Below are 13,088 nucleotides of genomic sequence, written 5' to 3'. Positions count from 1 at the left end.
GACCAATAATGAACGAACCGTGGGCCGCTTCGATGAGTGGAGTTCCCTGGAACGAGGATAAAATGGACAAGGCTATCGTACAACTGCGGAACAGGGCTACGATTAGCTTTGTTATCGGGCTGGACGAGATGCATGATCTGCGAACACTGGATGAACATGTGTTTGCCAAACGACCCGATTTGATTTTAAATGTGTCCAATACAGATGTGAAGGGGCGGTATTCAGAAGAGTTTCTGGAGGCACTTGCTGGTTTAAAACATGTCACCGCTTTGCAGCTGGATCTCAAGCAAACACAAGATTTGAGTATATTGAGTGCGCTGCAAAAGATGGAGTTTCTGAACATTCGCTCACCCAAAAAGCAAAACCTAAACTTCATCCGGAATTACAAATACTTGAATTACCTCGCACTTAGCGGGAAATTTCCCGATATCTCGCCGATTGAGGACTGCATTCGGTTGAGCACCCTCGTCCTGAACTGTGACATTGATCAGCTTGATTTTGTTGTAGACTTACCATTTATCGAGTATTTGGCTCTCGATCACTGTACATTGGCTGGTTCACTCGAAGTACTGGCTGAATCGAATATCCGTATGCTGAGGTTATCGTCCGTAAAGAATCTGACCGAGATCGATGCAGTAGGAGCATTACATCATCTGGTCTTTCTTCACCTTTCGCTACCCAAGATTGAGCGGTTGTGCGACTTCTCGCACATGAAAAATCTGCGGCAGCTTGAACTGGATTTCATGAAGTCTCTGCAAGAGAATGAGAACCTGTGGACTGCGGATCAATTGGAGGTGCTGGAACTGAAAGAGATACATAAGGGGATAAAGGCAGAAACTTTTGAGTGTATGACCGAAATGCAAAATTTGAAACAGGTGGATTTTCGTTTTATTGATCATAGTAAGGGTCGTATTGCTACTATGCGCCAACAAATGATTGAAGCGGGGAAAGGGCACCTGCTCTATGAACAAATTCCTGAAGGACATCGAATTCCTTCGATGGCTCTTGTGCACCTGTCCAAAATTCTAATGTAGACCATACACAAATGCCCGCCTCCGAAGCGGGCATTTGTGTATTTACAACTTCAGTCCTTGCCCGCTCACGTCTAGCTAGCCATGGCTAGAGGAGATGAATGGCTCATCACCCGCATGACGCTTGCGGTATTCTCCGGGGGTCAGCCCGTACCGACGCTTGAACATGCGGATGAACGAGTTCACATTTTGATAGCCGACCTGTGTCGCAATGTCCTGAATTCGCAGATCTACATTCACAAGCAGTTCTTTGGCCCGCTCAACCCGCAGATTGTTCAGATATTCGCTGAAGTTGATGTTAGTCTTTTCCTTGAAAATACTGGAGAGGTACCCCGATGTTAAATTCAACTTGTCGGCGACGATATTCAAATTAATGTCTTCCCCATAATGATGATCCAGGTAGTCCAGCACAAAGGTGATAACCGGATCACGCGTTTCCAGCTGGCTGCGTACTGCCGCAAGTACCGGTTGAGCCAACGCCTGAAGCCATTCTCTGTATTGCTGCATGGAATGGAAACCAGCAAATGCCTCTCCCGGAGGAGAAGATCGAAGCTCGGATTCGATGTTCGTCAAATTCAGCTTCATCACCGTCTTGCTGATCTGTTCGACTGCACCGATGGCAAAGGTGCGGAAGTCTTCTGCGGCCGCATCCTTGTGCTGCAGTTGCTCCAGCTGGCGATCCAGCCAAGCGAATACGGCCTCTTCATTGCCGGATTGCAGCAGGTTGTGCAGTTCCTCCCCATAAGTGACCTTCACATGGAAGGCATTTGACGAAGAAGCACGCGGCTCCACAATAACTTGTGTCTCCCCATTCAGCCTGCGCTCTTTTAACAGCATGGACAGATTGCTGTACGCATCGGTAAACGGAATTTCTCCGGAATACACCGGACTTACCGCAATGGTCAGATAAAGGGTTTCCTCGACAGCCAGCAACTCCTTCAGTGTATCGAGCGCTTGAAGAATACCACTCTGTGGACCTGGATCGAACAGCAGCAAGAGCAGTTGGTCCTGCTCGGGCTGAATGGCCACGCTATTGGTTTTGCTACTGGTAAACAGGCTCTGAATCAGCTTCCATAATAACAGGGTATGTTGCCCGAATTCATCCGGCTGGAATTTGAAGCCTACCTTGAACAGAATGGAGACATAAGGCTGCTCGGATTGCTGGGCATCCTCAAGCTCCGCCAGATAGGAGCTGAGCGGTATATTCTTTACTTTATGAATATAAGCGTACTGGCGTACGAGAGAGTTCTTCTGCGCAAGGTCGCTTTGAATGTAACGGTTATTTTCCAGAATAGAGCTCAGGCGGTCGCCGATCATGGCGAATTCTTTTACACTGCTCCATTTGTCTGGTCCGCTGTCCGGATTTCGGTCCAGAGCGGCAATAAGGCGCTGGAGCGGCTGGTTTAATCTTATGCTGAAAAACAGGGAGGAGAGCACGCTAATTAGTACAGCAGCGCCAAGCAGAAAAGCCAGCAGCAGCTGCATGCCGCGCATTTCCGCGGCGATTACCGCGGCCTGAGTGACCCGGACATAAGTAAACCCGGTTTGTTTACCTTTTTCATAGAAGTAATACTGATTCCCAATACGTTCATGTTTGCTTCCGTCTGCAGGTAGCTGCGGATTCTGCAGTTCCCCCTCCTTCGTAGTAAAAAGCAGGCGTCCCTCGTTGTCCAGAATGTAGAACGGATTATTAGCGGCATCGCCATATGTGTCCTGCATACGTTGTGGATCCAGCATAACAATGCCGTACACATCTTCGTAGGGAATGGCTTTCATCATGACGGGCATCAGTTGACCGAGAGAACGGGATGAGTGAACGGTATTTTCCGTAAAAGCTGCCGCAGGCATTACTTTCAGGAACTGTTTGTTCATCGTTTGAGTTTTCCAATAGTCCGGAGGATATTCTTTACTATAATAATATTTACCGAACATATCGCTGGCACTGCTAAGACCTTCCTTCTCCAGTACATAGTCTTCTTGCTTGAAATAGAGAATGAAATTGTCGATATGCAGAAAAGGATTGGCGTACAGCGTGGAGAGGTCCGACTTCACCTCTGCGGGAATATCGTAACGGCGGTTCTCCTTAATATGGCTCAAAATGCCCAGGTTGGCTGTCCAGGTATCCGATTGAGTGAGGGCCAGAATCATGTTCTGGGTCAGTCGGAAATGATTCTCATACCCTTCAACGGTCTGCGCAAGGCCTAGTTCATTTTGTCTGACCATCTCCTGATAGACCTTGTTGCTTAAGTACAGATGGGAGAACAGATTAAATGAAGCCAAAATCAGGATGACACTGAGGAAGCTCAGCATTAGCTTGACAAACAGTCCATTCAGCGCAAATTTGCTTGTAAGCAGTCCCTTCATTATGACATTCCCCCTTGAGTACAGCCCTGGATCGAGTGGCTAATCCTATCATAGCGGCATAAAGCTGACACAAACAATATACACTTTTACTGAATTATACGCGGATATCTGGAAAAAAGGAGTAAAGGCGAAAAGTTATATAACATGTAGATAGCGCTTTCCTTTTAGTAAATGGTATAATGTGGAGATGTACATTGGATTTACAAGGGAAGTTACCTCACATTCAAGTCAATTTACAATCTTCTAAGCAAGAGAGGGTGCGCCTCACTCCAAAGTGCTATGCTTCAAAAAGGACTTCCCCTGCTTAATGACAGGCGTTGAACAATATTTTCAGTGGAGGAATTGTAATGAAACGTGCTTACCTGTTATTAATGATTGTGCTTACCCTTAGCGCATGCGAACAGATTAATACTAGTACTAATGAAGATAACACTGCCGTAGTTGTAGGTGATACGAATGGGAAGGATTCTAAAAACACAGAAATTTCGCTGAGCACAAAAGGGGATTTATCAAAAGTTCCCACAGAATTTTTAGCTCAGAACGAAAGTGATCTATCTGCTGGGGATTCTGAAATGGCTTATAAAATGTGTGCAGAAGCTCTGTCTGGATATTATAAAGCGATTTGGAACGGCTCGGACATTGATTTGGATACTTATATCGATAACGAAAACCTTAAACAATATACGCAAAAAAAAGTTTCATCTCAATATGATTTATTTCTTAAGAACAAGCTTACATATAATCAGGTGACAGGCGTTGATATTGATGCTAGACAAGTAGAGTATGTTGGAGGGGATAAGAGTTTTTATTATTTGAAATTAGATGCACGTGTTCATAAGGATATAGGTAACTTTGCTGAAACTACTGAATTTCTTGTGCAAAATTTGAATGGAAAGTTAGTTATTGTTGATTGGTATACTAGTAGTAAGGATAGTTATGATTCCACTGTACGTGGAGAAATTCAGATTATTGACAATCCCGATATCTGGAATAACAGTGAATGGGTGAGCACAATGAACTGATTGAATTTTCCCGTAGCAATTAGATTGTTGTCTTCAATGGTTTAAACGGGCACATATTTTAAATATGTCTTCAAAGGGTACTCCTCGCATTTACAAGTACTAACCGCTGTCCCATATCACGTTTTTCAGTTGCGAAATCCGCTCTACATCTCTTCATCCGGTGAAGGGCGAAGATGCGGCCTTCTTACATCTGTTTTTCAGCGACAATCCGTGCAGTCTGCGCATTTGAGTAATGAAGTTTCGTTCATAATCGCTTTCGGTGGTTGGTTTGCTTTCATATGAGTAAACGTAAGCAACCAGCAACCTGATCGCCGGGCATTTCCACGTATCGCCACTTCCTTCTAGATTAAGTTGCTGATCTTTCTGATGTCACGCGACCTCTTCTTCAATTTTTCGTTGTAATGGGTACTGTACATAATATCTCTCTGATCTTGCTCTTTCCCAGATGTCTGTAATTTCTTCACTTCTATAGCTGGCGTTTCCCGGTAGTTCACCCAGCGAAACCTTCCCTTTTTTCAAAGTGGGCAAAAGAGTGCAGCCCCGGACGTTGGTGTACATAATGCCCAGGTTGGCTGTCAGTATCCGATTGAGTGAGGCTAGAATTGTGTTTTGAGACAGTCCCTTCATTATGACATTCCCCCTTGAGTACAGCCCCGGATCGAGTGGTTTAATCCTATCATAGCGGCATAAAGCTGACACAAACAATATACACTTTTACTGAATTATACGCGGATATCTGGAAAAAAGGAGTAAAGGCGAAAAGTTATATAACATGTAGATAGCGCTTTCTAAAGGTTTATAGCTATAATTCGGAGACGAACCCCGGAATCCCAGGGTAAGTTAGCTGACATATAAGTCGAATTAACTCATCTAAGCAAGAGGGGGCATGCCGATGGCTGATGCTGGCGTAATGCAAAGCAAACCGCAAAAAGAAGCGCACCGGCCGCCTCGGCGGAAGTCGCGTTTGATCAGAACCTGGAACAGGAACAAGGCGCTATGGCTGCTATTCCTGCCATGCCTCCTGTATTATTTGATCTTCCGTTATGCGCCGATGTTTGGTCTGGTCATCACGTTCAAGGATTACAATCTGTTTAAAGGAATTTGGGCCAGTGATTGGGTGGGATTCAAATATTATCGGATGTTTCTGGAGAATCCCGATTTTTGGCCGCTGATGAAGAATACGTTTCTGCTGGGACTGTATAAGCTGGTGTTCGGCTTCCCGGCTCCAATCCTACTGGCCATTCTGCTGAATGAGGTACGAAAGGCAGCATTCAAGCGTTTTGTACAGACGGTCAGCTATCTGCCGCATTTCATCTCAAATGTAATTGTGGCGAGTATGGTGATTATGTTTCTGTCCCCAACCGGAGGACTGATTAACAATTTGCTGGCAGGTATCGGCATTGGACCGATTAATTTCATGAATGAGCCCGGGCTGTTCCGGGGCATCTATGTCCTGTCAGAAATCTGGCAGCATATCGGCTGGGAGACCATTATTTATCTGGCCGCGCTGACAGCCATCGATCCGCAATTGTATGAAGCCGCGGATATGGACGGAGCAAGCCGATTGCGCAAAATCTGGCATGTTACACTGCCCGGTATATCTCCCGCGATCGTCATTACATTGATTCTAAATATCGGCAAAGTGCTGGAGATCGGCTTCGAGAAAGTCTTCCTGATGCAGAATCCGGCGATCTACGATACGGCGGATATTATCAGCACGTATGTCTACAGGGTAGGCATGGTACAGGGGAATTTCAGCTATGGTGCGTCCATTGATTTGTTCATGGGTGTCATCAGTCTGATATTCATCTATACGGCCAACTGGCTCAGCCGCCGATTAAGTGAGACCAGTCTATGGTAGAAAGAGGTGTGGCGTGAACTCACTCCGATTTTCCTGGTTTAACGTTGTGGCATCGCTGATCCTGCTGTTCGTTGTGGTGGTTACACTCTATCCGTTCCTTCATATGCTGGCGGTTTCCCTCAGCAGCAACGTAAACGTCATCCAAAACAATATTTCCTTCTGGCCCAAGGGCTTTAATCTGAGCATGTACAAATTGGTGCTGGGCGATCCGCAAATCTGGACGGCTTACCGAAATACGATCATTTACACCGTGCTTGGCACACTGATCTCACTGGTGGTCACCTCCACCGGAGCCTACGCTTTGTCCAGAAAAGACATGGCACTGCGTAATAGCTTCACAGTCTTGATTGTAATTACGATGTTCTTCAGCGGCGGGATGATTCCGACCTTCCTGGTGGTCCGTTCCCTGAATCTGGTGGACACCGTATGGGGCATGGTTCTCCCGGGTGCAGTTAGCACCTGGAACCTCATTCTGATGCGCACATTCTTCTCAGGCATCCCCAAAGAGCTGGAGGAATCGGGCCGAATGGACGGTTTGAACGATATTGGAATCTTCATCCGTATTATTGTACCGCTGTCCAAGGCATCCTTTGCCACGATTGCCCTGTTCTATGCCGTGGGTATGTGGAACAACTTTATCTTTCCGCTGCTCTACCTACGGTCTCCCGATTTGTTTCCGCTCCAAGTGCTGCTGCGTAATCTCGTACTGGCCGGCAGCGCAAGCTCAGGCGACGTAACATCCATTGGGGGAGATAATCTGGTGGTGGAGGAATCGCTCAAGTATGCGACCATTATGGTCTCAACCCTGCCGATTCTGGTCATCTATCCGTTTGTACAGAAGTATTTCGTCAAAGGAGCCATGGTTGGTGCTGTTAAAGGTTAAGTGAGGCAAGAAGTGCACCTCGAATTCAGATTAAGGGAGAGAAGCTTATGGGTAAATGGAAATCGGTAATACTTCCCCTGCTGATTGCAGTAACGATGGTGGCAGGGTGCAGTGGCGGCAAGGGTGCCGACCCGCAAACAGATACCAAAGGAAACGGTACCGGAATAACCGATAACTCCACCGGGGCGGGAAAGACCTTCACGGCCCTGCTGGACAACAATGCCACTTTTCCTTATTCCAAGAGCTGGCCCATTTGGAGCTGGTTGAAGGAAAAGACGGGCGTCACGCTGGAAGTGCAGACACCTTCCGGCAAGCTGGATGAGAGCCTGAACCTGGCGATTGCCTCCAAAACGCTGCCTGATCTGATGTATATGCCCAATCGCAAGGATTCGAATAAGTTTGGTCAACAGGGCGCACTAGTGGATCTGATGCAGTATATGGACAGTATGCCGAATCTGAAGGCATGGATGAAGCAATATCCCGAGGAAGCGAAGGCTGCCCTGTCCGCCGACGGTAAAATGTATATGTTCCCCAATCAGGGTTTCGGCGAGACGAATCGTATGATCTGGATGTACCGCAAGGATGTTTTTGACAAGGAAGGCATTCAGGCTCCAACAACTTATGAAGAGTTGCATGCAGCGCTGAAGACGTTGAAGGAGAAATACCCGGACAGTTATCCGCTCTCGATCCGCTACGGTCAGATCCCGGATGAGATGAATGCCAATATGACGGTGAACTACGGAACGGGTGAGGGTGCTTATTATGATTTTGACCAGAAGCAATGGCGTTATGGACCGACTGAAGACAACTACAAGGCTATGGTAGGGATGTGGAAAAGTTTTTATGATGAAGGGTTGGTCCCGCCCCATTTCTTATCATTGCAAACCAAACAGTGGCAGGATATGGTCTCGACTGGAAAATCATTTGTGACCATTGATTATATCAGCCGGATTGACTTTTTCAATAATGCCATGCAGCAGGAGAATCCGGAATTCAACATGCAGTTTCTGGCCCCTCCGGCAGGCATTTCAGGGGGCACACAGCTGAATCCGTATTTTCATTATATGGAAGGCGGATTGACGGTGGCCTCGACCTCCAAGAACATTGATGATGTGATGAAGTACATGGACTTTTTCTATTCCGAGGAAGGACGTACACTCAGCAGCTGGGGGGTAGAGGGCGAGACCTTTATAAAGGAAGGCGATACGATCAAGTTCAAGCCGGAGTATAACGATGTCATTGAAATGCGCAAGCAGACAGGGCTTCAGACCAGCGGGACCTATACCTGGATTGATTTCAACGCGCACTTGTCGCTGTTCTCGGACGATCTGAAGCATGCCTATGAAGAAGCGGTCAAATATGATCCTCCCGCAATGCAGCCAAGACCTGCTTTTACAGAAGTGGAAAATGAGGTCATATCCATTACCGGTCAGGCGATTAAGAAGCACCGTGACGAGAGCTTTGCCAAATTTGTTACGGGTTCCCGGAGTCTGGCGGATTGGGAGAAGTATGTAGAGGAAATCAACAATCTTGGAGTAGATAAGCTGCTGAACACCTATAAGGAAGCGTATGACCGTGTTCAGAATGTTCAGCTGAGCGCGAAATGAGCGAATGTACGGCACAGGAATCCTAGACCATTACAGAATGGCAAAAGGAGGCTTCGCTTATGAAAAAGCAGCATCTGCGTGTGTACTCCGGATTCAAACTGGGATTGTTTCTGTTGATCTGTATGGTGACGATTGGAATAGCTGTCCCTGGCAAGGCAGAAGCGGCGGGTTCAATTTCACTGGACGCGCCTGCGGGCGGATATGTATCGGATGGAGGGCTGGTGGAAATTGGGGGCAGTTATACCGACCTGTATGACATTCGACTGTTTGTGGACGGAACGGCTCAATTCGAAGTGGTATTAAATGATCCGGATGGGGATGACAGCGGCACATGGTCTTATATGCTGGATACCTCAGCCTATAACGGGACTGTGGAACTGGTGGTTCGTGGACTGGATACGTCCACCCGTTACGGGGTATGGGGAGCGCCTGCCATCCTTACCGTTAATAACCCGGCAGGTGCTGTTCCTGTAGTAACCATCACGGGACCATCTGAGGGCGTTTCTCTTAGCGGCCAGGTGGAGATCTCTGTCGAGACCAGCTCTCCACTTCCGATCATGCTGGTAGAGGTTCGGGTGAACCGCGGGCCATGGGAGGAAGCTGTTCAGCAAGGCCCTGCATATGTATACACCTGGGACACGGCGGGTCTTGGCGATCGCACGGTCAGTCTGGAGGCCAGAGCGGCCAGTGCACCGGAGCGTTACGGTTATAGCCCGACGGTGTATGCTCAGGTTGGAACCGGGACGCATGAGTCTGCCGTTCCTCTTCCTGTACAGGAGCGGGCCATGTGGATCTGGGAACCGGAGAGTTATAAGCTGCTGCTGAACCCTGGATCGCGCCAGGTGCTGGAGTCATTCATCACCGATACGCAGACATTTGGCCAAACACCAGTCCAGACGCTTTATCTTGCAGTAGGCGGTTATGCCGGATACGATGCACTGGAAGCCCAGGAAGTGGAGTTGCGCTCTTTCGTGAGTTGGGCGCACAGCAAAAATTTGCAGGTGCATGCGTTAATTGCAGGCGGCACTACACCGGCCTATATGGGCGCTTACGAGAAATATCACCATCATGCTGTGCAGGAAATGGAGCAGGTGATCAATTACAACCTTGCAGCGGGGGATACGGAGAAGTTTGACGGCATCAATGTGGATATTGAGCCTTATATCTCTCCCGACTTTAAAGACCCAAGTCATTTCCTGCAGAAGGAATACCTGGATGGCCTGCAAAAGATGATTGATCGCCGGGATACCGCAGGTATTTGGCTTCCGTTCGGTCCTGCTGTGCCCAAGTGGTATGACACTTCGGATCAAGCAGCGAATATTTCATGGAATGGCTCCAGCAAATGGCTTTCTGAGCATGTTCAGGATATATCAGACTATATCTCCATTATGGATTACCGGGATACGGCGGATGGCTCCGCTGGCATTATTGCCGGGGCTGCTGGAGAGCTGGCTTACGCGGATCAGATCGGCAAGCCGAATTCCGTGGTGATTGGTGTGGAAACGCTGGATATCGCCAATAGCGGAGACCCGGAGACCATTACCTTCTGGGAGGAGGGGCGTATCCACATGGAAGCCGAGCTGGATAAGGTATATGCAGCTTACGGGCAGAGCAGCGCCTTTGGCGGTATTGCCGTCCATCACTATGATTCCTACCGGGCACTTCCTTCTTATTGGGGGCCGGGCGGTGTAGTTTGGACAGCGCCGGATGATCAGGAAGCTCCTTCCGCCCTTTCAGGGGTTCCTTCCATTGAGGCGACTGATTATCAGACTGTACATCTGAATTATGGAATGGCTTCGGATAACATGGAAGTGGAACGCTATGTGATATACCGAAGTACCGTGCAGGGGTTCACGCCTGTCGCTGCGGATATCGTTGGACTCGCCCGCGCCCTGAATTACCAGGACAAGGGACTGCTACCGGATACGACATACTATTATCGTATTGCGGCGCGTGATCTACGTGGCAATATCGGGCCTCTCACCGATGAAGTGTCGGCGACCACTGGTAGCACCCCATTGAAGCCACTGATTGTAACGGACATGAATCTGGTCTATGGGGGATCAGGGGTATCTGTCACTCTGAAGGTCAGAGATTATGATACAGGCGCGGTACTTGCGGGGGCGAAAGTCGAGGGGAGATTTACTTATTCTGCGGGGCGTTACACCAGCGGGACAACCGGAGTGGATGGGAGCGTGACGCTTGTCTCGGAAGCGGTGGGACCGGGCAGACAGGTTGGTTTTGAACCTCGCAGAATCCGTTATAACGGCTATTACTACGCAGTAGGTCATGATTCGCCGCATACAACGCTGCTGATGTTGAATGTCAGCAACTGAACAAGTAGACGAGAAATGGCTTGAAGGAGGAGGAAGCACATGAATGTGAATGACTTGGTGGAACCGCTCAAGACTCATATCGTTGAGCATATGTCTGTGCAGGTTTATGCTGATCGGAATCAGATGGGGGCAGCGGCTGCAGCTGCGGTTGGGGCCAGATTAAGACAGCTGCTTCAGGATTCGGAGCGTCAGGTACGCATGGTGTTCGCTGCTGCTCCTTCGCAAAACGAATTGTATGAAGGTCTGGTACGGGAGCAAGGTATTGATTGGTCAAGGGTCTGTGCCTTTCATATGGATGAATATATGGGGCTGGCGGATACGGCTTCCCAGCGGTTTGGCCAATATTTAACGGATCGGCTGTTCAATCGGGTGCAGCCTGGGCGGGTGGAGCTGTTGGATGGGCTACACGATGTGGAGCAGGAGTGTCAGAGATATGGGGAACTGCTGCGTGCAGCTCCTATTGATATCGTCTGCCTCGGGATCGGAGAAAATGGGCATATCGCCTTCAATGATCCGCCTGTTGCCGATTTTAAAGACTCGAGGATCGTCAAAGCGGTAAAACTGGACGAAGCTTGTCGCCGTCAGCAGGTGAACGATGGCTGCTTTGCCCATCTGGATGATGTGCCTGCGGAGGCGTTGACCCTGACTGTGCCAACGTTGATGGCTGGAAGGGATCTGTTCGCAATTGTGCCAGGGGGATCCAAACGGCGTGCACTTGCGGCAGCTTTACATGATCCGATCAGCACGGCGTGTCCTGCCACCATCCTGCGTACCCATCCCGGAATCACGATGTTCACAGACCGGGAAGCCTACGGCCTGTGAGCGTGTCAATGATCGGGAAGCACTACAGAACAGGGTTGCCCATTGAGGTCGGGATCAGAGAGGGACGTATCACTGCTGTTACTGAACTTGAAATGTCGCCTCCCGGAGATTGCCTGCCCTGGCTTGCGCCTGGACTGGTGGATTTACAGGTGAACGGCGGATGGGGGCTGGATCTGAACACAGCCCCGCTATGTCCAGATACGGTAGTGCAGCTGACCCGGAAGCTGAAAAGTCAAGGTGTTACAAGCTTTTGCCCGACGTTGATTACGAACAGTTCCGTAAGGTTGGCTGAGGCGTCTTCCATCATTGCAAAAGCCGTTCGGCTGAACCGGGATGCGGCCGAGGGAATTGTGGGCATTCATCTGGAAGGTCCATTCCTCTCGCCGGAGGATGGCCCACGCGGCGCCCACCCAAAGCAGCATATTGTTCACCCTGATTGGGAGGCGCTCAGCCGTTGGCAGGATGCCGCCGATGGATTAATTCGCATTATTACCCTTTCACCCGAGTGGCCTGGTTCAGCTTCATTTATTGCCCGGTGCTGCGAATCCGGCATTCTTGTCTCGATTGGACATACGGCAGCAACGCCAGAGCAGATCAGGGAAGCGGTCTCCGCAGGAGCGGTGATGTCTACACATCTTGGTAATGGTGCACACCTGATGCTTCCGCGTCATCCGAACTACCTGTGGGAACAGCTGGCGGCCGATGAGCTGTATGGGTGCATGATAGCGGATGGTCATCATCTTCCGCTGTCCGTGCTAGCAGTAATTCTCCGGATGAAACGGAACCGCGCCATACTGGTCAGTGATGCCGTCTCGCTGAGCGGTATGCCACCAGGTTCCTACCACCTGCATATTGGTGGTGATGTGGTATTGACGGCGGAAGGTCGGCTGCACCTCGCCGGCCAGCCTGAGCTGTTGGCTGGCTCGGCGATGATGCTGCCTAATCAGGTGGGATATCTTGTGGAAGCGGGGTTGTGCGGGCTTCCCGATGCCTGGGACTGTGCATCGGTGCATCCGGCCCGGCTGCTTGGGCTTGAACAGGCTGCCGGACTTGAGGTCGGAGCACCTGCGGATATCGTTAGCTTCAACATTGATGGTGGAAAGTTAAGTGTCTTGCAGTGCTGGAAGAATGGCCGGATCAGTCCACAGAGCCAAGAATAGGA

10 protein-coding genes are annotated in these 13,088 nt (G+C 49.3%); 8 read left to right on the top strand and 2 right to left on the bottom strand.

What is annotated here, in order from left to right:
• The first annotated feature begins 8 nt into the window (after nt 1-8).
• The gene (locus AC4PM4_RS13380; RefSeq protein WP_491613803.1) at nt 9-1,034 is read left to right on the top strand and encodes a hypothetical protein; all 1,026 of its coding nucleotides are present in this window, start codon (nt 9-11) and stop codon (nt 1,032-1,034) included.
• 75 nt (nt 1,035-1,109) lie between these two features.
• Here AC4PM4_RS13380 and AC4PM4_RS13375 read toward each other — a convergent pair whose 3' ends face one another.
• On the bottom strand, nt 1,110-3,395 hold the full coding sequence (locus tag AC4PM4_RS13375) for a helix-turn-helix domain-containing protein (protein WP_491613802.1): 2,286 nt from the start codon (nt 3,393-3,395) through the stop codon (nt 1,110-1,112).
• A 347-nt stretch (nt 3,396-3,742) separates the two neighbouring features.
• On the opposite strand from AC4PM4_RS13375, the gene AC4PM4_RS13370 reads away from it, so the two are divergent.
• The gene (locus AC4PM4_RS13370) at nt 3,743-4,417 is read left to right on the top strand and encodes a hypothetical protein (protein ID WP_079696279.1); all 675 of its coding nucleotides are present in this window, start codon (nt 3,743-3,745) and stop codon (nt 4,415-4,417) included.
• Between the two features lie 369 nt (nt 4,418-4,786).
• On the opposite strand, the gene AC4PM4_RS13365 is transcribed toward AC4PM4_RS13370, so the two are convergent.
• Nucleotides 4,787-5,044, bottom strand: a complete 258-nt coding sequence (locus tag AC4PM4_RS13365) for a hypothetical protein (protein ID WP_491613801.1) — start codon at nt 5,042-5,044, stop codon at nt 4,787-4,789.
• Nucleotides 5,045-5,309: 265 nt separating this feature from the next.
• On the opposite strand from AC4PM4_RS13365, the gene AC4PM4_RS13360 reads away from it, so the two are divergent.
• From AC4PM4_RS13360 to AC4PM4_RS13335, 6 genes are read left to right on the top strand one after another with little or no spacing between them, the layout of a single operon-like run.
• Complete coding sequence (locus AC4PM4_RS13360) at nt 5,310-6,278, top strand: ABC transporter permease (protein WP_491613799.1); 969 nt, start codon at nt 5,310-5,312, stop codon at nt 6,276-6,278.
• Between the two features lie 13 nt (nt 6,279-6,291).
• Nucleotides 6,292-7,161, top strand: coding sequence for a carbohydrate ABC transporter permease (locus AC4PM4_RS13355; RefSeq protein WP_072734581.1), 870 nt, complete (start codon nt 6,292-6,294; stop codon nt 7,159-7,161).
• A gap of 47 nt (nt 7,162-7,208) precedes the next feature.
• Nucleotides 7,209-8,768, top strand: coding sequence for an extracellular solute-binding protein (locus AC4PM4_RS13350; RefSeq protein ID WP_491613797.1), 1,560 nt, complete (start codon nt 7,209-7,211; stop codon nt 8,766-8,768).
• A gap of 59 nt (nt 8,769-8,827) precedes the next feature.
• Nucleotides 8,828-11,104 carry an Ig-like domain-containing protein gene (locus AC4PM4_RS13345; RefSeq protein ID WP_274567967.1) on the top strand — a complete coding sequence of 759 codons (2,277 nt, stop codon included), beginning with the start codon at nt 8,828-8,830 and terminating at the stop codon, nt 11,102-11,104.
• A gap of 39 nt (nt 11,105-11,143) precedes the next feature.
• Nucleotides 11,144-11,926, top strand: a complete 783-nt coding sequence (locus tag AC4PM4_RS13340; protein ID WP_090953573.1) for a glucosamine-6-phosphate deaminase — start codon at nt 11,144-11,146, stop codon at nt 11,924-11,926.
• Nucleotides 11,923-13,086: an N-acetylglucosamine-6-phosphate deacetylase gene (locus tag AC4PM4_RS13335; RefSeq protein WP_491613794.1), complete on the top strand. Its 1,164-nt coding sequence runs from the start codon at nt 11,923-11,925 to the stop codon at nt 13,084-13,086. Before AC4PM4_RS13340 ends, AC4PM4_RS13335 begins: the two co-directional genes overlap by 4 nt.
• Nucleotides 13,087-13,088 lie beyond the last annotated feature (2 nt).

Source organism: Paenibacillus sp. MDV22-iso6 (assembly GCF_058408365.1).
The sequence above is the reverse complement of the archived record's forward strand: the minus strand, read 5'-3'. Positions and strand labels throughout refer to the sequence as shown.

Coding starts and splice junctions, on each gene's coding strand:
- AC4PM4_RS13380 (WP_491613803.1), top strand. CDS start 9: ATGAACGAACCGTGGGCCGCTTCGATGAGTGGAGTTCCCTGGAACGAG.
- AC4PM4_RS13375 (WP_491613802.1), bottom strand. CDS start 3,395: ATGAAGGGACTGCTTACAAGCAAATTTGCGCTGAATGGACTGTTTGTC.
- AC4PM4_RS13370 (WP_079696279.1), top strand. CDS start 3,743: ATGAAACGTGCTTACCTGTTATTAATGATTGTGCTTACCCTTAGCGCA.
- AC4PM4_RS13365 (WP_491613801.1), bottom strand. CDS start 5,044: ATGAAGGGACTGTCTCAAAACACAATTCTAGCCTCACTCAATCGGATA.
- AC4PM4_RS13360 (WP_491613799.1), top strand. CDS start 5,310: ATGGCTGATGCTGGCGTAATGCAAAGCAAACCGCAAAAAGAAGCGCAC.
- AC4PM4_RS13350 (WP_491613797.1), top strand. CDS start 7,209: ATGGGTAAATGGAAATCGGTAATACTTCCCCTGCTGATTGCAGTAACG.
- AC4PM4_RS13345 (WP_274567967.1), top strand. CDS start 8,828: ATGAAAAAGCAGCATCTGCGTGTGTACTCCGGATTCAAACTGGGATTG.
- AC4PM4_RS13340 (WP_090953573.1), top strand. CDS start 11,144: ATGAATGTGAATGACTTGGTGGAACCGCTCAAGACTCATATCGTTGAG.